Source organism: Pseudobdellovibrionaceae bacterium (assembly GCA_019637875.1).
Lineage (GTDB): Bacteria > Bdellovibrionota > Bdellovibrionia > Bdellovibrionales > Bdellovibrionaceae > JAHBUW01.
Map to the genome: position 1 here is coordinate 282,547 of JAHBUW010000002.1, position 24,308 is coordinate 306,854.

21 protein-coding genes are annotated in these 24,308 nt (G+C 57.3%); 9 read left to right on the plus strand and 12 right to left on the minus strand.

What is annotated here, in order from left to right; translation table 11 throughout:
• Window positions 1-10: 10 nt before the first annotated feature.
• From argF to argC, 4 genes are read right to left on the minus strand one after another with little or no spacing between them, the layout of a single operon-like run.
• Window positions 11-961, minus strand: coding sequence for an ornithine carbamoyltransferase (gene argF, locus KF767_04100; GenBank protein ID MBX3017049.1), 951 nt, complete (start codon window positions 959-961; stop codon window positions 11-13).
• Entirely contained in the window at window positions 954-1,811 is an 858-nt protein-coding gene (gene argB, locus KF767_04105) for an acetylglutamate kinase (GenBank protein MBX3017050.1), read from the minus strand. The genes argF and argB overlap by 8 nt, the downstream gene beginning before the upstream one ends.
• A complete protein-coding gene (argJ, locus tag KF767_04110; GenBank protein MBX3017051.1) occupies window positions 1,808-3,004 on the minus strand; it encodes a bifunctional glutamate N-acetyltransferase/amino-acid acetyltransferase ArgJ in 1,197 nt (398 codons plus the stop codon). Before argJ ends, argB begins: the two co-directional genes overlap by 4 nt.
• A complete protein-coding gene (gene argC / locus KF767_04115) occupies window positions 3,001-4,095 on the minus strand; it encodes an N-acetyl-gamma-glutamyl-phosphate reductase (GenBank protein MBX3017052.1) in 1,095 nt (364 codons plus the stop codon). Before argC ends, argJ begins: the two co-directional genes overlap by 4 nt.
• A 107-nt stretch (window positions 4,096-4,202) precedes the next feature.
• Between argC and KF767_04120 the strand changes: the two genes are divergently transcribed.
• On the plus strand, window positions 4,203-5,426 hold the full coding sequence (locus tag KF767_04120; GenBank protein MBX3017053.1) for an argininosuccinate synthase: 1,224 nt from the start codon (window positions 4,203-4,205) through the stop codon (window positions 5,424-5,426).
• Window positions 5,426-6,802, plus strand: coding sequence for an argininosuccinate lyase (gene argH / locus KF767_04125; protein ID MBX3017054.1), 1,377 nt, complete (start codon window positions 5,426-5,428; stop codon window positions 6,800-6,802). The genes KF767_04120 and argH overlap by 1 nt, the downstream gene beginning before the upstream one ends.
• On the opposite strand, the gene KF767_04130 is transcribed toward argH, so the two are convergent.
• Window positions 6,756-7,916, minus strand: a complete 1,161-nt coding sequence (locus KF767_04130; protein MBX3017055.1) for a hypothetical protein — start codon at window positions 7,914-7,916, stop codon at window positions 6,756-6,758. The genes argH and KF767_04130 overlap by 47 nt on opposite strands.
• A gap of 47 nt (window positions 7,917-7,963) precedes the next feature.
• Window positions 7,964-8,914 carry a GNAT family N-acetyltransferase gene (locus tag KF767_04135; GenBank protein ID MBX3017056.1) on the minus strand — a complete coding sequence of 317 codons (951 nt, stop codon included), beginning with the start codon at window positions 8,912-8,914 and terminating at the stop codon, window positions 7,964-7,966.
• Between the two features lie 105 nt (window positions 8,915-9,019).
• Here KF767_04135 and KF767_04140 point away from each other — a divergent pair, with 105 nt between their 5' ends.
• Window positions 9,020-9,925: a hypothetical protein gene (locus KF767_04140; GenBank protein ID MBX3017057.1), complete on the plus strand. Its 906-nt coding sequence runs from the start codon at window positions 9,020-9,022 to the stop codon at window positions 9,923-9,925.
• Here the strand turns inward: KF767_04140 and KF767_04145 are convergent.
• The 5 genes from KF767_04145 to KF767_04165 form a co-directional block, all read right to left on the minus strand.
• Window positions 9,920-11,068: a GNAT family N-acetyltransferase gene (locus KF767_04145; GenBank protein MBX3017058.1), complete on the minus strand. Its 1,149-nt coding sequence runs from the start codon at window positions 11,066-11,068 to the stop codon at window positions 9,920-9,922. The genes KF767_04140 and KF767_04145 overlap by 6 nt on opposite strands.
• Before the next feature lie 36 nt (window positions 11,069-11,104).
• Complete coding sequence (locus KF767_04150; GenBank protein MBX3017059.1) at window positions 11,105-11,896, minus strand: polyphosphate polymerase domain-containing protein; 792 nt, start codon at window positions 11,894-11,896, stop codon at window positions 11,105-11,107.
• Window positions 11,896-13,038: a hypothetical protein gene (locus tag KF767_04155; GenBank protein MBX3017060.1), complete on the minus strand. Its 1,143-nt coding sequence runs from the start codon at window positions 13,036-13,038 to the stop codon at window positions 11,896-11,898. The genes KF767_04150 and KF767_04155 overlap by 1 nt, the downstream gene beginning before the upstream one ends.
• A gap of 121 nt (window positions 13,039-13,159) precedes the next feature.
• The gene (locus KF767_04160; GenBank protein MBX3017061.1) at window positions 13,160-14,992 is read right to left on the minus strand and encodes an HlyD family efflux transporter periplasmic adaptor subunit; all 1,833 of its coding nucleotides are present in this window, start codon (window positions 14,990-14,992) and stop codon (window positions 13,160-13,162) included.
• Between the two features lie 3 nt (window positions 14,993-14,995).
• The gene (locus tag KF767_04165) at window positions 14,996-15,679 is read right to left on the minus strand and encodes a DUF4956 domain-containing protein (GenBank protein ID MBX3017062.1); all 684 of its coding nucleotides are present in this window, start codon (window positions 15,677-15,679) and stop codon (window positions 14,996-14,998) included.
• Between the two features lie 260 nt (window positions 15,680-15,939).
• On the opposite strand from KF767_04165, the gene KF767_04170 reads away from it, so the two are divergent.
• The 4 genes from KF767_04170 (at window position 15,940) to KF767_04185 (ending at window position 21,872) form a co-directional block, all read left to right on the plus strand.
• Window positions 15,940-17,721 carry a hypothetical protein gene (locus tag KF767_04170; protein MBX3017063.1) on the plus strand — a complete coding sequence of 594 codons (1,782 nt, stop codon included), beginning with the start codon at window positions 15,940-15,942 and terminating at the stop codon, window positions 17,719-17,721.
• 1 nt (window position 17,722) lies between these two features.
• Entirely contained in the window at window positions 17,723-19,108 is a 1,386-nt protein-coding gene (locus KF767_04175) for a hypothetical protein (GenBank protein MBX3017064.1), read from the plus strand.
• A 6-nt stretch (window positions 19,109-19,114) separates the two neighbouring features.
• The gene (locus KF767_04180) at window positions 19,115-20,692 is read left to right on the plus strand and encodes a hypothetical protein (protein MBX3017065.1); all 1,578 of its coding nucleotides are present in this window, start codon (window positions 19,115-19,117) and stop codon (window positions 20,690-20,692) included.
• A gap of 190 nt (window positions 20,693-20,882) precedes the next feature.
• Window positions 20,883-21,872, plus strand: coding sequence for a serine hydrolase (locus tag KF767_04185; GenBank protein MBX3017066.1), 990 nt, complete (start codon window positions 20,883-20,885; stop codon window positions 21,870-21,872).
• On the opposite strand, the gene KF767_04190 is transcribed toward KF767_04185, so the two are convergent.
• Window positions 21,873-22,352: a GreA/GreB family elongation factor gene (locus tag KF767_04190; protein ID MBX3017067.1), complete on the minus strand. Its 480-nt coding sequence runs from the start codon at window positions 22,350-22,352 to the stop codon at window positions 21,873-21,875.
• A 91-nt stretch (window positions 22,353-22,443) separates the two neighbouring features.
• Between KF767_04190 and KF767_04195 the strand changes: the two genes are divergently transcribed.
• Window positions 22,444-23,106 (plus strand): response regulator transcription factor, encoded by a 663-nt coding sequence (locus tag KF767_04195; GenBank protein ID MBX3017068.1) that lies wholly within the window; start codon window positions 22,444-22,446, stop codon window positions 23,104-23,106.
• Entirely contained in the window at window positions 23,087-24,244 is a 1,158-nt protein-coding gene (locus tag KF767_04200; GenBank protein MBX3017069.1) for a HAMP domain-containing histidine kinase, read from the plus strand. Before KF767_04195 ends, KF767_04200 begins: the two co-directional genes overlap by 20 nt.
• Window positions 24,245-24,308 lie beyond the last annotated feature (64 nt).

Genomic DNA, 24,308 nt, shown 5'->3' on the forward strand with positions numbered 1-24,308 from the left:
CGCCACTGTCCTAAAAGCCTTTCACGTTGCCGCTCTGGATGCCGTGATAAATCCCGAACATCAGCGCTTTCTGCGCGTGCAGGCGATTCTCGGCCTGGCGGAAAAGCGCGCTGCGCTCGTGTTCCACGACATCCGCCGTGATTTCCTTTCCCTTCACCATGGGAAGGCAGTGCAGAACAATGGCACGCGGCGAGGCCGCATTCAAGAGGTCCATATTGACTTGATACCCCGCGAACGCCGCTTCTTTGGCTTTCGCTTCGGCCTCTTGCCCCATGCTGGTCCACACATCGGTGTAGATCGCATCGACGCCCTTCACGGCTTCCGCCGGAGTCGCGAACGCGCGGATCTTCGCGCCCATTTTTTCGGCGCGTTTCTCGGCCCGCTTCACGATTTCCGCGTCGGGCTCAAAACCTTTGGGGCACGCGTAGTGAACGTCAACGCCCGCCCAGGGCGCCAACAACAGGAGCGAGTTCAGGACGTTGTTCCCGTCGCCCACGTAGGCAAGCTTCAGTCCTTTCAAATTTCCGAAGGACTGCTTCAGCGTTTGCAAATCCGCGAGCGCCTGACAGGGGTGATGTTGATCCGAAAGTCCGTTGATGATCGGCATTTTCGCGAACTTCGTCATCTTCGCAAAAATCGAATGATCGAAGGTCCGCAGCATCATCCCGTGCACCATGCCCTGCATGACCCGTACGGAATCCTCGGGCTCTTCCGATTTCTTCTGCGCGGAATCCAAGACCAGCGCGGTACCGCCCAGCTCTTGCACGCCCACGGTGAAACTCACGCGCGTCCGCAACGACGGCTTCTCGAAGACGAGGGCAAAGGTCTTCCCTTGCAGCGGTCCATCGACGAGCACGCGACGCTCTTTACGGAAAAGCTCCGCGGTCTCGAGAAGCGCGTTCAACTGCTCCGGCGAGAGCTCCTCGCCGGTCAGGAAATGGGGGAAGTCGAGCTTAAGCATATTGGAAATCCTCCGAAGGAAGCTCCTCGAACCGAGGAGGGTACTTCAGCCATGCCGGCGCGTGCCCGTTGTCGTAACAGGTGGTGCCGACCCAGTCGCTCCACAGACCTTTCACCGCATCGATCGCGTTCAAGACGCGCACGCTGCCGATTCCGTTCAGCGCCGCGAACTGAATCGCGCGCACCTTCGTCAGCATGCCACCGGTGACGATGTCCTTTTCGATCAAGTCTTGCAGATCGTCCACGCTCTGTTCGCGCAGCAGACAGCCGTCGCCGTTCAAGATGCCGGGCATATCGGTCATGAACAGCAGTTGTTCCACCTTCAGCGCGGCCGCCAGGCGAGTCGCCGCCCAGTCCGCATTGATGTTGTAGGTCTCGCCGTTCGCGCCGACGCCCAAAGGAGCGATAACGGGAACGGGCGAACCCTTGATCTGCGCCAAGCCGTCGATGAAAAGCGTATTCACGCTTTGGATTTGTCCCACCTGGCCCAAAGCTTCCGAGGCCCGCGTGCAGGACAAGATGCCCCCGTCAGTGCCCGAGAGCCCCATGGCGGGAACGCCCGCGACGTTCAGCGCGCGGACGATCCGGCTGTTCATGGAGCCGCTCAGCACCATCTCGATGGTGTCCATCATTTCGTTCGTGGTCACGCGCTGGCCGTCTTTGAACGACCAGGTGATGCCCTTCTTGGTCAGCTCCGCATTGATCGCGGGACCGCCGCCGTGAACGATGACGACCTGGTAACCGAATTGGCGGAACTCTTTCACGGCCTGCACGATCCCTTGCAGGATCGAGTCTTTTTGCAGCGAAGCGCCACCCAACTTGATCAGAATTTTTTTTGATTGGTTCATCATGAGTACTCCGTATTGATATCGACGTATTTCTTCGACAGATCGCAGCCCCAAGCGGTGGCTCTGTGCCCACCGGTGCCGAAATCCACTTCGATGCGCACCTTCGACAGACGCAGCTCCTTGCGGACCTCGTCCCGATCGAACGCCAGCGGCGCGCCGTTTTTGAAAATCTCTTTGCCTTGAATGCTCAGGTTCATCTCGCGAAACGCGTTCGCGGGGATCCCGGCCGTTCCCAACTTCGCCAAGATGCGACCCCAGTTCGGGTCTTCACCGTGGATCGCCGTCTTGACCAGCGGGGATGTCGTCACCGCGCGCGCCGCGACCCGTGCCAATTCGACATCGGGAAGCCCACGCACTTCGACTTCGACGAGTTTCGTCGCGCCTTCACCGTCCGCCGCGATCGACTGCGCCAGAAACTGCGCGACTTCCAGGAGCGCCTTACGGAACGTCTGGATATCCTTCTGTTGCGCAAGCGAAATCCCCGAAGCGCCGTTCGCCATCATAAACACGCAGTCGTTGGTCGACGTGTCGCCGTCCACGCTGATCATGTTGAAGCTCTCGTCGACCACTTCCTTCAGCATCAAGTGGCACATGCCCGGTTCGATTTGCGCGTCCGTCAGCAGATAACCCAGCATCGTCGCCATGTTCGGGTGAATCATCCCCGAACCCTTCGCGATGCCCGTCAGCCGCACCACGCCTGTCGACAGCGCCACCATGGTGGTCATCGACTTGGGCACAAGGTCCGTCGTCAGGATCGCGAGCGCGAAATTTTCGGTCACGTCGGTCAAACGCGCCGCGAGCTCGGGCATCCCGGGAATGATCTTATCCATCTCGAGCGGCTTGCCGATCACGCCCGTCGACGCGACGAGGACTTCATTGGGTTGCACCTGCAAAGCGGCCGCGCAGGCCTCGACCATGGCGAGGTTGTCCTTCACGCCCTGCTCACCGGTCGCCGCATTGGCTTGACCGCTGTTCGTCAGAATTGCGCGGATCCCCTTCCCGGGCAGCAGCGCTTTCGAGTAGTGCACGGGCGCCGCCGCGCACGCGTTCGTCGTGAAGACGCCCGCGGCCGTTGCGGGAACATCCGAAAAAATGAGTCCCATATCCGGGCGGTAACGTCGGACGCCACAGTTCACACCGCTCGCGAAAAAGCCTTTCGGCAGAAGAGTCCGTTGCAATCCAGGGCCAGGGGTCATGACCGACCTCCATTTTGAGAACCGGTCGCCTTTGCGGGTGCCGGGTGAAAGTAAAGACCCGCCGTCGCCGGCAAATCCAACCACACATTCATATTCTCGATCGCCTGGGTGGCCGCCCCTTTCAGTCGATTGTCGATACAGCTGAACACATACAATTTGCCGTCACGGATCTCGTAAGAAATGCGCGTTTCGGCGGTTCCGACCACTTTGGTCAGATTCGCGAGCTGCGGCTTCTTCTCCAAGGAGCCGAACTTCGCCAGCGGATAGTCCGCGAAGGCCTCGGCGTAGGCCGCCTCGACCTGCTCCAACCGCGCACTCGTCTTCGCGTAGATCGCCGCTTGAATTCCGTGACGGATCGGCAGCAAGTGAGTCGAAAAGAAAAGCTCCGGTTGCGTCCCCGAATATTGCGACAAGCCCTCTTCGATTTCGGGCAGATGCTGGTGACGGCCGACCCGGTAAGGGCGCAAGTCTTCCGCAACTTCGGTGAAGAGCTGGGATTCGTTGGCCTTGCGACCCGCGCCCGAGGTTCCCGACTTCGCATCCACCACGATCATCGCGGGATCAATCAGACCCTTCTTCAAAAGGGGAACCAGCGCCATCTGGATCGCCGTCGCGTAACAACCGGGATTCGAAACGATCTTCACGTCTTTCGCGAAGGGGCCTGCGAACGGAACCAAGCTGTAGCGCGCCATCGCGAGGAGCTCCGGCTTCACGTCGAAACCGTACCACTCTTTGATCGCATGGGTATGCAGACGGAATGCTCCGCTCAGGTCGATGACTTTCTTACCCAGGGCGACCAGTTGCGGAGCCAGCTCCAGCGAAACTTCCGCCGGAGTGGCCAGAAAAACAAGGTCCGCCTGGGTTTTCAGAATTTCGGACTCGCCCGCGACTTGGATTTGTTCGACGCCGGGAAGTTCAACTTCCGCCGCGAGATCAAAGGCTTTCGACGCATAGACCTCGGTCAGCGCGATATCGCGACGCGGAAGCAACCCCCGAACGAGTTCGAGGCCGCTGTACCCGCGCGCACCCACCACGGCCACGCGTGCGAGGGTCTTGGAGGGGCTGAATGAGGCATCATATTTATGCGTCATGGGTGCATAATATGCTCATGAGACGCAATGTCAATATTTTATTGCAAATAAATGCGACCTGTGTGCATAAATATTCCGAAACGAGAATTTCCATGCAGGAGGTCCACATGGCCCAACAGAAAAAAGAGAACGGCAAAGACAAAGTGCTGCTCGTTTACAGCGGCGGACTCGACACATCCATCTGCATTCCCCTCATGAAGGAAGAGCAGTACGGCTACAAAGAGGTCATCACCGTGACCGTCGACGTCGGCCAAGACCCGAAGGACATCGTCCAAGCGCAAGAGAAGGCGAAGATCATGGGCACCACCCACTTCACCGTCGACGCGAAAGACGAATTCGTGAAGGACTACTGTTGGAAGGCCCTGCAGGCGAATGGCGACTACCAAGGTTATCCCATGTCGACCTCCATCGCGCGCCCCCTGATCGCGGCGAAAGCCGCGGAAGTCGCCCAGAAGCTCGGCGTGACCGCGTTCGCCCACGGCTGCACCGGCAAAGGCAACGATCAGTACCGGATCGAATTCGGTCTGCGCACCCTGATCCCCGACGCCACCATCCACGCACCCATCCGTGAACACAATATGACGCGCGTTTGGGAAATCGAGTACGCGAAGAAAAACAATGTCCCGATCCAGCAGTCGCTCGAAAAGATTTGGTCGATCGACGAAAACCTGTGGGGACGTTCCATCGAAGGCGGACGCCTGGAAGAGCCCGACTACGCTCCCCCGGAAGAGATCTTCCAGTGGACGAAATCACCCGAGGCCGCGAACGCCGAAGCCACGACCATCACCGTGAAATTCGAGAACGGCGTTCCCGTCGCGATCAACGGCGAAACCGGAACCCCTTCGCAACTCGTGATCCGCATGAACTCCATCGCGGGCGATAACGGCGTCGGCCGCATCGACATCATGGAAGACCGGATGATGGGACTGAAGGTCCGCGAGAACTACGAGTGCCCCGCGGCGACCGTGTTCTTGAAAGCGCACAAAGCCCTCGAAAACTTGGTGCTCACGCGCGAAGAGATCCGCTTCAAAGCGACCGTCGACCTGGAATGGTCGAAGCTCGCCTACGAAGGTCTGTGGTGGGATCCTTTGAAAGAAAACCTCGAAGCCTTCATCCAATCGACGCAAAAACGTGTCGCGGGCGAAGTAAAAATGAAGCTCTTCAAAGGCGGCATCACCGTCGTCGGCCGGACTTCGCCCTGGGCGTTGTACTCGGCGGATCTGGCTTCGTTCGATACGACGACCTTCGATCAGCGTGAGTCCACCGGCGCGGTGAAAAACTTCGGTATGCAGTCGCGCATGTACCACCACCTGAAGCGGACCCAAAAGTAATGAAGCTTTGGGGCGGACGTTTCGAGAAAGACCTCGACCGTGACGTGCTGGAGTTCACCACGAGCTTCGGCATCGATCAGCGCCTGTGGCCCGTCGACATCGACGGGTCCATCGCGCACGCGCGGATGCTGGGCGCTCAGGGCATCCTGAGCGCCGCGGACAGCGCGGGTCTGGTGAAAGCGCTGACGGAACTCAAGCAGGACATCGCCGAAGGCAAAGTCGTACTTGATCCCAATGCCGAAGACGTCCACTCCGCCATCGAAGTCGCCCTGAACCAAAAGATCGGCGCGCTATCGGGTCGGCTGCACACCGCCCGTAGCCGCAACGACCAGGTCGCCACCGACGTCCGCCTTTATCTACGCGGCCAGATCGACGAACTGCGCGCCGAGCTGAAAGAGCTGCAAACCACGCTCTTCGAAACCGCCGAAAAGCATACGACAACGGTGCTTTCGGGCATGACCCACTTCCAGCACGCGCAGCCCGTGTCGCTCGCGCACCACCTGCTGACCTATTTCTGGATGCTCGATCGGGACATCGGTCGTTTGGCCGACTGCCGCGAGCGCATGAACTTGAATCCCCTCGGTGCGGCGGCGCTGGCCGGCACCGGTTTCCCGCTGGACCGCAAGGCCACCGCGCAAGAGCTCGGCTTTGCCGGCCCCATCCCGAACTCGCTGGATGCCGTCAGCGATCGGGACTTCATCGTGGAGTTCCTCTCGGCGGGATCGCTGATCATGATGCACTACTCGCGTCTATGCGAAGAACTCATCATCTGGTCGACTCCCGAGTTCGGTTTCGTCGAGCTGGGTGATGAAGTGACCACGGGTTCCTCCATCATGCCGCAAAAGAAAAATCCCGACGTCGCGGAGCTGATCCGCGGTCGCGTAGGCCAGCTTTACGGCAACCTGATGGGCGCCCTCACGATGATGAAGGGCCTTCCCCTCGCCTACAACCGCGACATGCAGGAAGACAAAGTCTACCTTTTCGAAGGACTTGATCTGGTCCGCGTTTCGACCCGCATGATGAACCTCATGTTGCAAAAAGCGTCCTGGAAACCCGAACGGATGGCGGCCTCGCTGGCCGGGGACTTCTCGAACGCGACCGATCTTGCCGACGATCTCGTCCGCAAAGGCCTGCCTTTCCGCGAAGCGCACGAAGTGATCGGCCGCCTGGTGCGCCAGTCGCTCGAAACCGGCGTGGCCCTCGAAAAAATGAAACTCGAAGACCTGAAAAAGTGCTCGTCGCTGTTCGACGAAGCCAGCCTGAAAGTCATTCCGCATTTGACCGTGATGAACGCCCGGATTTCCGAAGGCGGCGCCGGCGTGGACGCGGTTAAAGCCCAGCTTCAGGTGGCGAAGACGCGTCTGGCGACGAAATAAGATTCGACGCCGGTTTCTCGACCGGCGCGGACTCCAAAGAAGCGCCCGAATTCCGGTAGTCATCCAGGGCCATCTTCAGCTCAGGCAGGAAATCCTTGGCGGTTTTGGTCATCGTTTTCGCCGCTTTTTCCAAACTCATCCAGAACAACATCGACTCTTGCGGGACGCCGTTCGCATCGGTCAGGCGCGCGTTCAAACGCTCGGGGGCCCCATGAATGTGGGCCCAATAGGCATGGTGAAAACGAAACTCGGGACGCAGCCGCGGGCTGGCGCCGATGGCGCGCAGTGATTTCATCGTGCGGTCCGAGCCTTCCGCGACCGCAAGCTCCGCCGGCGGACGCGGGACGCGCACGACCGCCGAACGAGTCGCGAAACGCCGCGGATGTCCTTCACTCAAGGTCCATCCGTCCAAGCGGAACTCCCGCTGCGCGACATTGCGTGGGTCTTCGTCCTCGGTGCGCATCTCGCTCATGACTTCGACCAGTCCGGTCTTCGCGTTGCGGAAAACCAGAATTTCGGCTTCGCCGTTTTTCCCGAATCGTACCGGATAAACGAGCACCCGCTCGGGCACCGTGTGACCGGGCGTCCGCGCGATCGTCTCCAGAAAGACACGCGCTTGATCGCGTCCTTTCAAGGTCAGATGGCGCGGCGATTCCTCCCGCAAAGCCATTTCCCGGAAGGCCTTACGGTAACGCTCCTCATAGGGTCGGTGCGTAGTCCAAACCCAACGGATGATCGAGTCTTTCGTGAGCTGCATCAGGAAAGACTCGCGATTGTCGGCCCAAAGTTTTTCCCGGGTGAAAAGACGCAAACCCGTGCGACGGATGACGGACCACAGATTTTGCCAGAAGGGAATATGCAACCAGATGATGGTGTCCGCGCGACGCCAAACGTCCGCACGGACCGCGGAATAATTTCCGTCGACGATCCAAGACGGGCCTTCCAATTGGGGAAGCGTGAGCGCGCGGAATTCTTCAGGCGTGCGCGGCTGCCAGCCCGCTTGCCAGTGGATCGCGTCGAGCTCGACGACCGGGGCTTGATTCAATTTCGCGATTTCGCGCGCCAGCGTGGACTTTCCGCTCGCACTGACACCGACGATACTGACTCTGCGCATCTTCCCCTTCCCGCTTTTCCCCGAAAAGTGGCGGAAAAACCCCCAAATTAAACGTTCCGGGGCGCGCCTTGTCCAGAAAAAGATCCCGGAATCGTGAATCGCAAGTATTGCACCTGTTCCGTGCATTCGAAGCCCCAGCGTTCGTGCGCGGTGATCGATTCACGATTTTCGATTTCCGCATCCGAGCCGAGCTCACGAAAACCTTTCGTCGCCGCCCACTTCACCGCCGCTTCGATCAACTTTCGTCCGATCCCGGCGCGCCGAAATGAAGCCTCGATAAAAATTCCTTCAAGAAACGCCACCGGCGCGGTGTCGCACCCGTTCACGTAAGGCCGAATCGAGATTTCGCAAAATCCACGCGCTTTTCCACCGTCGTCTGCCGCACGCGCGATGAAGACGGCCACGTCGGGCCGATGAAGCATCGCTTCGGCATCATGAAGATGCGCGGCCACCCCCGCGCCGGGCCACAGCTCCTCGCGCATCCGCGCCCAGTCTTCTAGATCCGTGCTCCGGGCGCGCTCCACCGTGAGGTCGGCGGTCGAGACCATCGGTCCCGTGATCGGCAAAGCTGCACGCAACGCCAAGGCGACGCGATCCAGGTTCGCGCGCGATCCCGCATCCGGATCCGCACCGGCGAACCCCATACGGTGACCGTCCCCGCGAAAGCGGGGCGCGATGTGGAGATGGGCGTGGAAAACCTCCTGACCCGCGACCTCCCCCTCGGACAAAAACACGTTCGCCCCCTGATACCTGACTTCACTCTGACGTTCGAAAGCGCCCAGCAGGGACTGCGCGACCTGAAACAGCCGACCCGCCGACAAAGGCGGCACTCCGGTCAAACTTTTCGAATGATGTAGAGGCACGATCAAGAGGTGACCAGGATTGATGGGATTGATATCCATGAAGGCCGCAACGGACTCATCCCGATAAACGAAACTCGCGGGCAACTCTCCACAGAGAATTCGGCAAAAAACGCAGTCCTCACTTTGGTGAAACATCCTCACCTCCGGCGACCAGGATTCTCGAGGCTGTCTAAAAGATCAACACGCGGGGCGGGGCCAGAAACCCCTGAATCGGGGATGGGCTTTGCATTGAAAGGAAGTATGTCGCCGACCCGCCAAGTCCTCACGATCACGCTGTCTTTCGCCGGTTTCGCGGCGCTGTTCTTTCTGACCTTTTCGGCGCACGCCGAGGTCCGTCGTCTGGAAATTCCGCCCTCTTTAACGAACCCGGCGATCTTTCAAGCGACCAGTCCCCACCTCGCGCTCCGTGACGACGCGGTCGCCGCTTCGGGATTTCTGGTCATTACCCTTGGGGGAACGAACAGCCGCACTTCGGACTTTCATCATGTCCATCAAGTCGCCTTAAGCGAAGGCCACGCGGTCCTCGGTATCGACTATCCGAACAACGTGATTTCGACCACCTGCCGGAATGCCGCCCCGAATTGCTTTGACCAGTTCCGCGCCGAAGTCGCCACGGGCGTCGCGGGCAGCGAGATCGTTCAAGTTGATGCCGTGAATTCGATCCTCAACCGCATTCAGTCGTTGGTTCACCTGCTCGCGAACCGCGACGAGCGCTGGGGCGGCTTCATGAAAAACCGAAGCGTCGACTGGAACAAAGTGATTCTGATGGGACACTCCCAGGGCGCGGGACACGCCGCGTATCTAGCGAAGTTCGTCGCGGTAAAACGCCTGGTTCTCTTCGCGGGACCGCAAGACGCGCATGCCGATGAAGTCGCCTCATGGACCCATCTTCCCGGAAAAACTCCGCCTGATCACATCTTCGCGTTTCTGCATGCCAAAGATTTTTTCGACGCGAAACTTCAGCTGAAAGTGAACGAAGCCCTGCACGAGGGGCGAAAGCTCGAGGTCTCGAAAGTCGACGCGACGACATCCGCTAAACTGAGCCACGTCATCGTTTCGGAACGTCCCGCCCAGGACGGACATCACGCCGTTCTTTATCCCCCGAACGAGGACGTTTTCCGCGAACTTCTTGGCGCGGACTTATAAGCCCAAACGTTTTTTCATCGCGGCATCGGGACGCAAGCTTCCGGAACGGAAATCCAAAATCCGACGTCGCTCCGGGTTCGTAAAATAACTCAGATGCACTAAGGTCCCAAAAGTATCGGTCAGCTCCGTACCGGTGATCACGAAGCCCTTTTTCATCTTCGGAATCAGAATCGCATTGTTCGTCATGTTGTGACGACTCCAGATCTTTTGAAATCCCTTATCCACAAGCTTGGACAAAGCCACATCCAGAAGACGTGAATACAGACCCCGACCGCGATGCTCTTTCAGAACGGCGGAGTTCACCATATAGAAACTGTCGCGGTTGTCTTGATATCCCCAACTCCATCCCGCAAGCTCCCCGTCTTTCAAGAGCAACAGGTATTGGGCATAAAAGCGGCGATAGTCTTGATTCAATTCACGCAACCGGGATTTTTCGGCATCACTCAATAGATCCTGTGGGCGTACGATGATTTCATTCTCGTCGAAAACGGCCTCCATGGTCTTTTCCACTCGCGGCCAAAAATCGGTTTCCGAAACCCAGACGATGGTAAAACCTTCGGGAAGGTTTTCGTTGAACGCGTCCGCGACCGGCGGATTCAACAGCTTCACGAAGTAAAGCGTGTCGCGGGTCCGCCCCCGATCCACGCAATCATCCAACTGCCGAGCTTCGAATGAATATTGATTGCGACGCGCGACCGCCGCGGATTTTTCGTTACGCCCGTCACAAGTCAAAACCACACGGTGGAAGCCCAACTCTCGCGCCAATTCTTCGCCGCGCCGGAGCGCCTCGCTGACGAAGCCTTTCCCCGCGAATCTCGCGCCCATCCAGAAGCCCACATGACAGCTGCGATTCGCCCAGTCGATCGTGTGTAAACCGAACGAACCGATCATCTCGCCGGATTTCTTCTCGTAAACCGAGAAGTCGAAGTTGCGCCCCGTCTCCCACCAGTTGGTCGCGAGGGCCAGATAGTCCTTCGAATCGTCCACGGACTTCGTTTGTTCTTCCCACGGCATCCAAGGCCGCAAGTGCTCGCGGCTCGACTGAATCAAGGCGAACATCTCGCGCGCTTGGTTCACGTCGCGGGCGCGCAGGAGCAAACGTTCGGTTTCGATTTCACGGGGAGGTTTCGGAAAGATGACCATGCATCATTCAACACTAAGGGGGCGTGGGTCGTCAAATCAGCTGGGGACGCGGCCGCGAGCGAAATCCTCGACTCCGGCGAGCGAATAGCACTCTAGCATACTGCCTTCGAATTTCGAGAAACCCATGCGCATCAAGTTGAACCGGCGGATCAAGTCGACGATCCAAACGGGTATTTTACGCTCGCACTTGAGTTCCAAGATCACGTTAACGCCCGGATACCCGAAGGTGTCCGGGTGATCGTAATTTAGCATCGTGCCATCATTCGGATCGACGTTATAACGAGTTTCTTCGCGGTAACAAAGCTGACGATCGAAGGTCACGCGGGCGTAGTCGTCCAACGTTGAAAGGTAGGCGCGACGACGGTACTGGGTCAGGATCATCGGGTGCGCATTGTAAGTCCGGATCAGGTTGACGAAATAGTCCGTATGTTTGTCCGCGCGCGGGTCGAAAGATCCCAACGCCTCCGGATTCAGGAAAACGTCGCTCCAATTCTCGAGGGGGACTTTTCCCCGACGTTTTTTGGAGAAATCGGCGATCTTTTCTTTCGTCTCGAAGTAATAGGGCGCTTTCGGTTTGTCCCCATAAGAACGCACGCGCAGACTGAAGCGCCCCGTGTCGTTCGCCTTGTTGCGCATGAAGAAAAAGTTCGGAGTTTCGAAATAAAGGCTGTTGATCGTGTAGAAACCGTCGTGCGAAATCTGCGAGTAGTAGTCCATCTCGCAGAACATTTCGACGTAACGCGAGATCGGCTCGACCATCGAGAACGGAATCAGGTACTTCAATTCGTACCGCTCCAAAACTGAGGGTGAAACCGGCCCGATCGCCATTACAAGATCTTCCTTTGCGATTTCGAAAGATGGTTCGTCTCGGGCGCGCCGGCGATCACCGACATCTCATGCAGGTAAACGACGAATAACGAGCGGATACGGTACTCCAAATCCAAAAGCTGTTCACGGGCCTCGAACCAGCCTTTTTGCAGTTCGACCGCAAGCATGGGGTCTTGCCCCGCGATGCCCTGGCTCGCCCGGCGCATCTGCTCCGGGTTCATACGCTGCTGGCTCTCGGTCATGGTCTTGTGCAGATCCAAAAGGGTTTGCAGTTCGACCGAAGCGTTTTTCACTAAACGGTCCGCCTCGGAAGCCGTATCCCGGGCCTTCGCCTTTTCGCGCAGTTCTCGCGACAGCTTACTGACCTGCGACAGATCGGTGGCCTGCGTGAAGGGCAGGTTGATCGCAACCTCTAGGCCGTAAACCTTCTCGCGTTTATCCTGCTTCATCGAGATTTCGACGTGTTCCAGCCACTTTTCGTCTTTCGCCTTTTCGTACTCGATCTCGGCTCGGGTCACGGCCAGATCCAAGGTGGCCACTTGACCGCTCAACGTCTCGCCGTTCGCCGTGATGGCCGTCACGCGCCCACGAATGTCGTTCATATCCATGAGATCCGAAAGATTGAACGCCTCCGGCGTCCCCAAGGACAATTCGCGTAGCTCCGCCTGCAGATTGCGGTAATCCCTTTCGACGTCGGCCAATTTGATATCCAGCTTTTCGATGTCGTTTTTATTCTTCAGGTAAGATTTCAGCTCGGCGCGATCACGCCCGGCGGAATACGCCAGCGCCTGACTGGCTTTGCGCACCACCGCGGTCAGCTCCACCGCGTTTTTTCTTTTCTCGCGCAATAAGGCGATCCGCGAAATGAGGTCGTACTTCGAGGACAATAAGCGCGAAAGCATTTCGCCCTGGGCCGCGCGTTCATTGCGCTCCAACACGCGCTGAAGCTCCCGCGTGGTCACGTGCTCGCTGTAACCTTTTGGATACAACCGCAGTCCGAATTTGATGTCGTCCTGGGTCAGCTCTCCGCGATCGACGCGCAGATCCGCCTTCTGCAAGGGGTTCAGCGTATTGGCGTCGGTGACCAGCTTCACCGCTTCTTCGTGGGCGGTGACGCGCGGGTCTTTCCACACGGTTTTCAACACGTCTTCCGAAGTCGCCGCCCCCGCGCCCGAGGAGAGCAGCGATGCTGCGACGAAAAATTTGGACGAAGCGGTCGCTAAGAACCCGGAAAATTTCCGGATTCCCGCCGCTTTTTGCGGCTTATTTGCGGTCATTGGAGTTCACACCGCTTTCCACGAGAGGAATACGCAAGAACTTGGCGGGCTGGTCCTTCAGATCGAAAGTCACGAAGAAGCTCGAATCTTCGGGATCAAAGGCGATCCCCTCGGGTTTCAGATCTTCGAAGGACTTCAGCTGTTCGGCCGTGATTTTACCCTCGGATTCCGACAGCCGCCAGATCGCTCCGCAGCCTTCGTGGTGACAGACCGTCGTCGCGTACATACGCCCTTTGACCCGGATCAAATCGCTCATGTGGTGGGGAGCGCCCGCCACCTGGCCGAAATCCACCCACTTCACGGAAGAAAGCTGCGCGATCTCGAGGTTCTTCGTTTTGAACATCCGGTCCACATCTTGGATGACGAGCATCAAAGTCTCTTTGGCAGAGCTCAGCGGCGTCTTGAACCCGATGTACAAGAAGTTGTCCTCGACAAAGTGACTTTCGATTTCGAAGTCCGTCGCGCGCGCGCCCTTGAAGGTCGCTTTCAACTTCGCGTCCGACGAAGCGGCGATCATCTTCATCAGCATCGGCTTGAAGTTCAGCACTTCGGTTTCGGTCATTTCCAAACCCGCGCGCTTCGCCCGAACGAAAAGATTCCGCTCCGGTTTATCCTTGCCCTTTTTATTCAGCCCCTGCGACGTCATCATGTAAACGTAATCGCCGCTTTGGCTGATGGACTCCAGATCCGAGATTTCGCCGACGCCCGGGATGAAAAGCGTTTGATCTTCGATGCGACCGTCACGGTCGACCATAAACAAACTTGCCGATTTTTGTTTATCGGTGTCGTCGCTCACGACCAAAAACTTCTTCACGTCCGGAAGATAGATCACTCCCGAGGGCTCGAAATCGAAACGACGTTCCAGCTGCGCCGGCATACGCATCTCTTGCGGTTTGCCGTCAGCCTTCGCGGTCGAAGCGGGAGCCGCCGTCGCCGCGGTATTCGCCTTCGCCATTTCGGTCGCCGCGATCACGAGCGGTAGTTTGAACATTTCGAAGTCCGGCTTGATCTGGACCTTCTCGTTCATCAGCAATCCGCTGTGCTCGGGGATCTCGACGACGACTTCGCGTCCCCAGACTTGCTGGTTCGGATAAAGCGTTAGGCGCAGCGGCATCATGATGATGCGCGAGCCGACGCTGATGATACGTCCTTGGACGGGCTGGGTCGAAGACGTGACGGGCTTCACCGTGACCGTCCGACCGACCTCCAGTCGCGTATGCAAACTTTCATGGACGAAGCCTTCGACGAAAGTGGGACTCTCCGGCGACAGCGTCAACAGCGGCATGAAATTCGGAACTTTTTCGCCTTTTTTGTAATTCACCGCGCCGACGACCCCGTCGACTTCCGCGAAGACGTACAGATTCCGCTTCGCGCGCTCGAGCAAAGCCAGCTCTTCACGCAAATCCGCCGCGTCGACCATCAGCGGGTCGGCATCGCCGTCCTCGGAGGTCCCGTTGCTGACGAGGATATTCAAATGCTTGCGAACTTTCATCTCGGCTTCGATCTTTCCGAGCATCGAGCGCGTCAGACGGATCTTACCGTTGAGTTCGCTTTGATCGAGTTCGGCCAGCAGATCCCCACGACGGACCACTTGTCCCGGCATGACGTGCAAACGTTTGATCTCGACGGGGTATTCGAAGGTGACTTGAAACTCACGCGAGCCCGAAACTCCCATGAAGCTCATGGACTCCGAGCTGAGGTAAAATCCAAAAACGATCACGCCGGTGAGCGCGACCAACCAGGACATCGCGATGATGCGATTGCCGGTACCGATGATGTCTTCTTGAACGATCGTGATGAGTTTTTTGATGGCGTTCATGGCTTAGACCTCGATGATCGATTCTTGCATCATTAAATTCACACCCTTGGCGCCCGGGATCTTCTGAATCGACTGCATCACCGAGTGATTCGTGGCCTGACCTTTAAATTTCAATTGGTAGGCGTAGTCCAGCAAATCCCCTTGTCCCATTTCGCGGCACGAGATCATTGCAAAGTGTTTGCAGTTCTCGTTGAGGACTTTTTCCAGTGCGCGCGCGCTTTCCTCATCACGCTTGAGGTTGATTCTTAACAAAGCGTCGAATTGCGGTCCGTGCGCGAACGGCGTCTTCGACAGCACCAGCGTCGCCGCCACGAAACAGAACGCGCCGATCGCCGCGATCGCGTAGGCGTGAACGCCGGCCGCAAGGCCGATCGCGAGCGACGCGAAGATGAAGAACATATCGCGCGGGTCTTTAATATTCGTGCGGAAGCGCAGAATCGAGATCGCGCCGATCATGCCGATCCCGCGAGCCACGTTATCGCCGATTGCCTGCATCGCCGTCGCGGTCAGGATCGGACACAGCACCAAGCAGTGCAGGAAGTTTCGTGAGTACGAAAGTCCCTGGAAGGTTTTGATGTAGAGAACCGCAATCACGGTTCCCAGCACGAAGGAAAGAAGGAAGGCGTAGAAGACCGACAGCAGGGTCGGATTCGCCATCGAAGTGCTCAGGACATTGAAATCGAGCATCGCTAAACCTCGTCGCGCAGACGTTGGAATTGTGCTTGTAAACGCGGCGCAACATAACCGAACCCTGACAAAGAGGCGACCAATTACGCGAGATCAGGAAGTTATTGCAATGCGTTAACAGACATGAAGGAATTACACGGGGCTGTGACACTTTGCGAAATAAGCTGGGTTTATAGGCCAATCTCGGCTAATTCGCTGCCCGATATTTAAACACATCCACAAACAGCCCGGATCCCCTCCCGGCAGCAGAAGGAAACCGAATGAAACTGAAAGCGTTCAACTTGGCCCTTGTGTTACTCATCGGCGGAAGTTTCTCCGTCGCGCAAAACCAGAGTGTCACCACCATCGAAGAGTACAACAAATTGGTTCCGCACTGGGGAATCAGCTGGTCGCCCGGCAGTGGCGCGGTCAACGGATACTATCCGACCTTCTATACCGGCTTCGTCATGCGCCAGCAGTCGCCCGAAAAAATTCACGTGCGCGTGGCCCGCGGGAACAACACTCGCGTCTCGGTCATCCTCGATGAGACGACCGTTTCGGACTACCTTTACGATCTCGCCGCACGTTACGCCTTCTACAATAAAGTGACCTCGGGTTCGGGCGCGATGCTCAACATCAACCCGAAAGGCGCGAAGTTCCTGCCCCAACTTTCTTACTTCAACCAAGTTCTCGAATCCCGTGAATACGGCATTCTCGATTTCGTGAAGTCGGGCGGCCAGTCAGACGAAGCCATCTATCAAAAAGGCCTCGAAACTCTTTCGAAGCTGAATCCCGGCCGCGTGTTCCAGATCCAACTGGATCTGAAGAACGAATTCGCGAAATGGAAAGCGGACATCCAGCGCCGTTCGGGTGGCGACGCCGCGAAAATCACGAACGACGCGAAGGCCGTCGTCACCGCGATCAACACCCTGGTGTGGGGCCGCGTGAACTACAACGCGAAACCTTCGGACGACGTCATGGCGAAGCTGAAAACGGCCGTCAGCCTGGCGATCGCTAACGCCGCGGACGACCAGTTCGTTCCCGCCGCGCTGGAGTTGTTCAAAGCGACGACCGGCACCAAATATCAAATCAAGGTGATGGGCGCGGACGGCAAGTTCACTTCGCCGATCCAGTGCTCGGCCGCTTCTTGCGTCTTGAGCTATCCCGAATTCTCGGCGGTTTACCCGACCGGATCGATGGAAGCGAAGACTTCGGACGAATTCGGTAACCGCATCAACCTGTTCGCGACGCCCGGTCTGTGGCAGTTCCTGAACTACGCGGGTAAAGAAGTCGACAACATCCGCAACGAGCCGCACTACGGCTTCATCCCGAAGATGGACTACGAAGGCATCGGCAACGGTTTCCACAATCCCGCCGTTCGTTTCTGGAATCCCGCCTCGGGCCTGAAACAAGCCCTGGGCATCAACTCGGCTCACAATACTTTGTGGGCGGTGAAACGCGGTGGCGTTTCGCACGGCTGCTTGCGTCTGCCCGCCGGCCACGTCTGGGAACTTCGTCAGATCTTCCCCGTTGAAAATTCGAAGATGACCCAAGTTTCCTTCTACGGAAACAATTCGGGCGACTTCGACGTCTATGACATCGACGGTGACGGCACCGCGGAAGTTATGGGCGTTCAGTACCTGATTTCGTACGGCCTGCAAGGCTCGAACGGATTGGCCCGTCGCGAAGGTCAAGGCTTCGAAGTCAACGCGGACAAAAAACTCGAATTCTACCAAGACCTCTACGGTGCGCGTAACGTCTTCCGCACCACCGGAGACGGCAAATACATCTTCGCGAATCCGAAAGTCTCGGTTCAGTCTTACCTGGACTTCAAAAAGAAGAGCGTCGGGACCCGCATGGTCATGAACGGCGAGTACGAACTGTACGAGCAAGTTTACGAGAAAGAAAAAGTCCAATTGTATTCGGTCGGCAGCTCGATGGGCACCACTGAAAAACTGAAAGTCCGTTTGATGGGTCGCGTGCGCGGTTGCGCTCCGAAGACCGACAAACAGGCGTGCGGACAAGCGGCTTTCGAACAAGAAGCTCGCGGATTGGTGCGCTAATATGAAATCCCTCTCGAAGATCCTCACACTGGCAACCGCGCTGACTTTGGTCGGCGCGCACGCCTTCGCAAATCCCGACTTAGTTAAGACCTTCAAGAGCCTCGAAACAAAAAGCAAAGGCCCCTTCGGCCTGAACATGCTGCAGGGCTCGCGCTCAAAGATCGGCGTCCTCAACGGGTCGCCGAGCGGCAGCTTCCAGTTCCAAGCCGCTTACCGCAATGAAATCGCGCAAAAGCTGGCGGACACTCACAAGTTCTACGTCGGCAACCTGTTCACCACCAACTATTACGAGCTGATGGGCGAATACGTTTACGGCAACCGCGATTCGAGCCATGACCTGAATCACCAAGGTATGGCCAACATCGCTTCGCAAATCATGCCCAAGGCCGAGATCATCGTTCAGCACTGGGTACTCGAAAAGCACTACGTGCACGCAAATCAGAACTCGCCCCTCGCTCGCGGCTTCCGCGTTCGCGGAATCAGCGGATCGGAATTCGAAGTCGAGTACGCACGTTACTTCCTGAATTTCTTCCTGACCGGCGTGCAAACCGATCAACAGTACCTGACCGCTTCGCTCCTCGCGAAAGGCAGCCCGGTCGCCGCTTCGAATTCGCTCGAGCGCGCGCGCAATCTGATCGCCCAACAGTACGATCAGTCCGTGCTTTCGCGCGGCGAGAAAGACCCGCTCACGCGTCGTCTTTACGCGCTTCGTAACGCGATCCATAATCAACTTTCGCAGTCGGTGATCGGACAGATCGACGCTTTCGTGCGCGACTACCCCCAGTACCGCAATGATTCGACCATCACCGAAATCCGCTCGATTCTGGTGGCCTACTACGCCGTCAGCGCGAAGCGCGTGGCGGAAGCCGCTCAGAAAATCGGCGCGGCGAATATCGTGGCCGTCGCGAATCAGCTGCAAGCCGGTGGCAACATGGCGGGCTTCGTTCAGCTGAGCCAACTGGTCGCGGATCTGCGGACCCAACTGACGACTCCCGGCGCGATCGCTTGGGAAAAGAAAACCGAAACTCTGTTGGTTCTGAACGCGGCATCGCAGTACTTGAACAAAGAGCTGAACGTCTTGAAGTCGGTTTCCGGCAAAGAGGCCTTCCAGGTCGTCGTCAACTTGATCTACTCGGAAGGGTTTTTGATCAAAGACAACTGGGAGTACTTCGCCGGTGAAATCGCAAACTCGGCGGACGCTTCGGCGGCCGGCGCGCAAATGCCCGACATCATCGGTATTGCGAGCGATACGCTGACGCAGGCGTTTTCGCCCGCGTTGGATCAGTGGCTGATCGTTGAACCGAAAATGCAATACTTTATCGATAACACCATCAAGTCGTCGTCTTTGAACACGGCTTCACTCTTGACTGAAAAGATCAAAAGGTAGGACGCAATGAAACTCGTTCTGAAAAAACTCTCTCTTATCGTGTCGGTGGCGACCCTCGCGACTCTGGCAATGACCGGTACCGCTTACGCGGCCGCGAAAGTCATGAATCCCGGCGAAGCCACGGGACAACTGGTTTACTTGTCGGCGGACGACGTCTTGAAAGAGTCGCCCAAATATAAGTCCCTGAACCCCCTCTCGATCCCCGTTTTCGGTGAGATGCCGCTGGATATGTCGGTCGTCGCGGGCGCGATCACGCTGAAACAACAGAACCTGCTTTCGCACGTTCAGTTGAAGTCACGCGCACGCCACACGCCGAATTTGGACATATCGGGCCTCGAGGGCGGAATCGAAAACGCCATGTTCAAAAACTTCCCCGACGGTTCGTGGATCCGCATGGTTCTGGGCGCCGACGGTTCGATCAAAATCGAAGCTTCGAACGAAGCGGCGGCGACCGCGGCTTACAATAAGAAAAAGACCGCGAAGGTGAATCTGGAAGCGGACGTGCAGACCAGCACGATCTTCCGCACGGAAGAGTTGGGTTCGCCCGATTTCGTCCGCGTTGGTTCCAAAGCGGCGAACTACGCCGAACTCGCGAAAGTCTTGAACACGGCTTCGCGCACCGTCGTGCGTCCCGGTTTCGGTATTCCGTTCTACTACTATGAAGAGTTCGTGAACGCGAACCCCAAGATCAAAGCGGCCATCGAAGCTTTGCTGCGTGATCCGCTCATGAAACGCGTCGCTAAGGTCGAGTATCGCGAAGCGAAGCTGAAAGCGATCCGCGATATGATGACTGCGACCGACGCGGTCATGAACGAAAAACTCGTCGACGAGTTGATCTCGCGCTTCGAACAAGTTCGCTCGAACAATCAACCCCGCAAAATGAAACTGCGCAGCTCGACCAACTCGGAAGATCTGCCCAACTTCAACGGCGCGGGTCTGTACACTTCCGAGTCGTACAAACCGGTCAACAAAGAGGGTAAAGAGAAAAAAGACGCGAAAAAACGCGAAAGCCTCAAAGAAGCCCTGCAAGTCGTTTGGGCGTCGGTGTGGAACCTTCGCGCTTATGACGAACGCGAGTTCTTCTCGATCCCCCACGCGCAGGTCCGTATGGGCATGCAGGTGAACCCCTCGTTCGCGAACGAAGGCGCAGATGGCGTCGTCGTCACCAAGAACATGGCGGCAGATCCCCGTTACCCCGGCTACGGCGTTTACATCGAAGCTCAACGCGGTGACGACCACAGCGTCGCGAATCCCGAACCCGGCGTGAAGCCCATGCGCGTCTTGGTGCTGGTCGACCAGAACGACAAACTGAACGTCGCGAAATACGACGTCAAAGTTCTGCAAACTTCGAACATCGGTGACGACAACAAAACGATCTTGCCCAACGACAATCCGATTCCCGTGATGACGACCGAGGAACTGAAGGACCTCGTGTACCAATCGCTGAAGGCGGAAGCACACTTCGGCCCGACCCTGGATCCGCAGAACAAAAACTTCTCGCTCGATCTGGAATTCAAAGTGGACGCGGAAGACACCGGCAAACGTCAGGTCTACTTGAAACAAGCACGTCCCTACATCGACTAAGAAAACGTCTTCTAAAACCAGACGAACGTGAAAGGCACCCTTCGGGGTGCCTTTTGTTTTTGCGGTCCATCGGCTAGTCGATAAGACCTTTTCCGGCACAACGCCCGGGCCAGGATTCCCTTGCCCATCTTGTGAGAGCGGACCCCGCTGATAAAATTGTAAGCACAACATTAAGCTCATGGAGGAGCCCGTGAACTCACCGTTCGCAGTCCAGGATGGACTGAAGTGCCTCTTATTGTCCGCGATCGCCGTCGGCGCGATCTCGGCCCTGCCCATGGTCGCCACGGCGGCCATGCCCACCAACCCCGTTTCTGATCCGCAGTTCACCCGCCTGCCGAACGGTCGCGATCTGACCTCGATTTCAGTTAAAGGGTCGCGCCTGTATCTCGCCAAGGGCACCGGCACCGCGTTCGGCGCGAGCGCGAAAGCGGCGTACGCGAAGCTGAAAGCCGACTCGCAGTCGAATCCCGATCACCGCGTGCAATGGGTGCTGATGGATCTCGATGCCCATCAGGTGGTGGACATGAGCCTCGCGCACAACCGCAAAATCTTCGGCGCTTCCTCATCGAAGCCGTTCGTGGGCGCCGCGCTTCTGGATAAGCAAGGGGGTGACCTGAGCTCCTCGCAACTTCAGCTGATGTCCGACATGATCGTCGTCTCTTCCAATACCGCTTGGACCAATTTGCAAACTCAAGCCGGTGGCGGAAATTCGACCAAGGGTCGCGAAGTTGTCCATACCTTCACCCAACGCATGGGTTACGAAAGAACGCGCGGCTTCCAAGGTTACTGGGGAACGCTGCACGGCAATGAATTGACGGCTCACGAGTCCGCGGAGTTCCTGCACGATACCTACAAAGGAAATTATCCCGGCGCCGAAACGCTGTGGAAGATCATGCACGCGTGCCGCACCGGTTCCAGCCGCGGCCGGAAATACATCCCTTCGAATATCTACGTCGGCGGCAAAACCGGCACCTACGACGGACCGACCGAGAACCCCGAAACCGGCAAGACGAAAAACCCCGACGGGTCCTCCTACCGCGTGGCCGTGCGCAATCATCTTCTGGTGTTCAACATTGGTGGACGGCAGTATGCGCTAACGATCCTCGCTGACACGGGTTCGGACGAGTCGGCCGCAGTGTTAGCGGGTGGATTGATCCGCGAATACCTCGGCGTGAAGTAGTCAGCGGACCTTGAGGACTTCGTATTCGAGCGTTCGATTGGCTTGATCGACGATGGCGAAGTCCCCGGTTTTTAGACCCACGAGGGCCTCTCCCAAGGGGCTTTTCGGGGTGAGAACCTGAATCGCCTGGCCTTCAAATTTAAGCACCATGCCCCCGCTCGCGGGCGTGATGAAGGCCAAGCTCTTTTTCCCATCCAGATCCAAATCCACGAGTGCGGTCGGCCCGATCGGCTTCTGGTCATCAAAATCTCGGACTTCCAAAAGTTTATAGGTCATCAGCGACTCTTCGACTTCGGCGACTCGTTTTCCTTGGGCCCCCGCTAGGTAAGAGGCTTCGAGCGCACGGGTATCGTATTCGTTCTCGGGTTGGCTTTCTTCACCCGTCGCCGCGGCATAGGTTTCGAGAGCCGCCGCCTTCAACGCGGCGATATCCTTTTCGAGTTGGGCGATGATCGCTTGTACGAGCTTTTTCTTGTCCATTTTCTCTCCGGGCCGACACTCAAGGAATACTCAAGGTCATGGTGGTGGCCATCCTTGCGATGATTTCCGAAAAAATATACGCTTTCCGTAAATGACTCACAAGCCCTCGATCCTCTGCCTGGATGACGACTCTCAATTTCAAGGAACGCTTCAGCGGACCTTGAACTCCCGTTTCGTCGTTCACTCGGCGACCCGAGTCGAAGAGGCGGAGTCTTGCCTGCGTGAGTCCAATATCGACGCCATTATTTTGGACTATTCTTTAGGCGCTCGCGACGGCCACGCGGTTTTGGATGACTTGCGTCGCCAGAACTGGCGGCAACCGGTCATCGTTGTTTCGGGGGTCATCAACCTCGAAATGACCTTGGGATTTCTGAAACGCCGGGTTTTTGGCTTCCTGGAAAAGCCTTTCGCACTTGCCGAGCTGGAATCGCTTCTTCTCGAAGCGACCGGCACATCGAGTTCCACAGCCGACGAGGATTTCGAAATTCATGTCCCGACCCGCAAGGTGACCTGCCAAGGGCAACAGGTGTCGCTCACGCCCACCGAGTTCGAGATTCTGGATTTTTTCTTAAAACACCAAGGCGAACAGATTTCCCGCGACGATATCCGCCGACACCTTTGGGGTGAGAGTAAGGTCAGCCGTCATACCTTCGATACCCACCTCCTGAACTTGAAACGCAAGCTTCCGCTGTTTGCGCGCCGGTTGGTTTCGGTCTACGGTACCGGCTACTTCTATGACCGATCGGAAAACTGACTGGTTCCCGCTGCTTTGCTCGGGGATCTTCGCCACGCTCTGCATCTACTACGCCGCGACGGACACCCAGCGCGCCCTTCCCGCCATGCAGGAAACCTATTTCTATCTGAAGTGGGCCTGCGCGATTCTCGGCTTCGGTTTCTGCGGATATTTCTATTTTTTTGAAAGCAACGACTTCGCACTGGGTCTGCTCATGGTGATGTTCGCGGTCTACACGGTTTCGCATATGTGGCTGATGCCGCTTTACGAAAACGCTTTTCTGCAAACCGCCATTGCCAGCAGCTTCTTCAACATGCGAAGGCGTTGGATCTTTCCCGTGGTCTTCGGCGCGTGTTTGGCCGCGATGATTTATACATATCACCTGCAGGACCTTTGGGGTTGGCGGATTCCTGAAGCCACGCGGAAAGATTGGATCGCCTCGATCGTCATTTTCTTCCTGGCGGCTTGGTTCATTCAGCTTTTCGCTTTAGGCACCTACCGTCGTGAACAGGAGCGCCTCTCGCGTTTCAGCATCATCGGAGCCGAGGCCACGCGCCTGATTCACGACATCAAAGGCTTATTGTCATCGCCGCTCCTGATCGTCGACTCGTTACGCAGCGGCCGCAAGATCAGCAACGAAGAGTTCGAATCGCAAATGGTCTATCTCGCACGGGACATGGAAAATGTGCGCGAAATGATCAAATCCATTCATCGCTTGGTTCGTATTGAAGAGGTCGAAAGCGAGGTCGACATTGCGGAGGCCGCGCGCAGCTCGGCGAGGCTTTTAGAGCGACGGATGCAACATGTGCGCATCCAAATGCCCGAAGCACGCAAGATCGTCACCAGCGGAGACCGACTGCACTCGGTGTTCTTCAACCTGTTCCTCAACTCTCTCGAGGCTTTTGAAGACTCCAAAGTGAAAGACGCCCGAATCGATATGCATTGGGAAGGCAACATCCTTTACTTCGTCGATAATGCCGGCGGCTTGGACAACCGCCGAGCCCAAAAAGCACATGGTTCGGGCCTTGGCCTCGCCCTCGCCAAAGCGGATTTGGCGAAAATGGGAGCCCGTCTCTCGCTCGCCTCGTCCGCGACGTCGACCACGATCCGCATCCGCTTTTCAAAGCTGCGGACGAACAAAGAAAAACCTGTAGTTTAGCAGAGTTATGGGAATTCTGCCCCCTGACCTCGGGGTCCAGACCCGTTGTAATTTACATATGTAA

Excerpts from the sequence above, each read along its gene's own strand:
- KF767_04180 (MBX3017065.1), top strand. The coding sequence starts at position 19,115 with ATGAAACTCGTTCTGAAAAAACTCTCTCTTATCGTGTCGGTGGCGACC.
- argF (MBX3017049.1), bottom strand. The coding sequence starts at position 961 with ATGCTTAAGCTCGACTTCCCCCATTTCCTGACCGGCGAGGAGCTCTCG.
- argJ (MBX3017051.1), bottom strand. The coding sequence starts at position 3,004 with ATGACCCCTGGCCCTGGATTGCAACGGACTCTTCTGCCGAAAGGCTTT.
- KF767_04190 (MBX3017067.1), bottom strand. The coding sequence starts at position 22,352 with ATGGACAAGAAAAAGCTCGTACAAGCGATCATCGCCCAACTCGAAAAG.
- KF767_04145 (MBX3017058.1), bottom strand. The coding sequence starts at position 11,068 with ATGGTCATCTTTCCGAAACCTCCCCGTGAAATCGAAACCGAACGTTTG.
- KF767_04120 (MBX3017053.1), top strand. The coding sequence starts at position 4,203 with ATGGCCCAACAGAAAAAAGAGAACGGCAAAGACAAAGTGCTGCTCGTT.
- KF767_04140 (MBX3017057.1), top strand. The coding sequence starts at position 9,020 with ATGTCGCCGACCCGCCAAGTCCTCACGATCACGCTGTCTTTCGCCGGT.
- KF767_04130 (MBX3017055.1), bottom strand. The coding sequence starts at position 7,916 with ATGCGCAGAGTCAGTATCGTCGGTGTCAGTGCGAGCGGAAAGTCCACG.
- KF767_04195 (MBX3017068.1), top strand. The coding sequence starts at position 22,444 with ATGACTCACAAGCCCTCGATCCTCTGCCTGGATGACGACTCTCAATTT.
- argC (MBX3017052.1), bottom strand. The coding sequence starts at position 4,095 with ATGACGCATAAATATGATGCCTCATTCAGCCCCTCCAAGACCCTCGCA.
- KF767_04150 (MBX3017059.1), bottom strand. The coding sequence starts at position 11,896 with ATGGCGATCGGGCCGGTTTCACCCTCAGTTTTGGAGCGGTACGAATTG.
- KF767_04135 (MBX3017056.1), bottom strand. The coding sequence starts at position 8,914 with ATGTTTCACCAAAGTGAGGACTGCGTTTTTTGCCGAATTCTCTGTGGA.
- argH (MBX3017054.1), top strand. The coding sequence starts at position 5,426 with ATGAAGCTTTGGGGCGGACGTTTCGAGAAAGACCTCGACCGTGACGTG.
- KF767_04165 (MBX3017062.1), bottom strand. The coding sequence starts at position 15,679 with ATGCTCGATTTCAATGTCCTGAGCACTTCGATGGCGAATCCGACCCTG.
- KF767_04200 (MBX3017069.1), top strand. The coding sequence starts at position 23,087 with ATGACCGATCGGAAAACTGACTGGTTCCCGCTGCTTTGCTCGGGGATC.
- argB (MBX3017050.1), bottom strand. The coding sequence starts at position 1,811 with ATGATGAACCAATCAAAAAAAATTCTGATCAAGTTGGGTGGCGCTTCG.
- KF767_04160 (MBX3017061.1), bottom strand. The coding sequence starts at position 14,992 with ATGAACGCCATCAAAAAACTCATCACGATCGTTCAAGAAGACATCATC.
- KF767_04175 (MBX3017064.1), top strand. The coding sequence starts at position 17,723 with ATGAAATCCCTCTCGAAGATCCTCACACTGGCAACCGCGCTGACTTTG.
- KF767_04170 (MBX3017063.1), top strand. The coding sequence starts at position 15,940 with ATGAAACTGAAAGCGTTCAACTTGGCCCTTGTGTTACTCATCGGCGGA.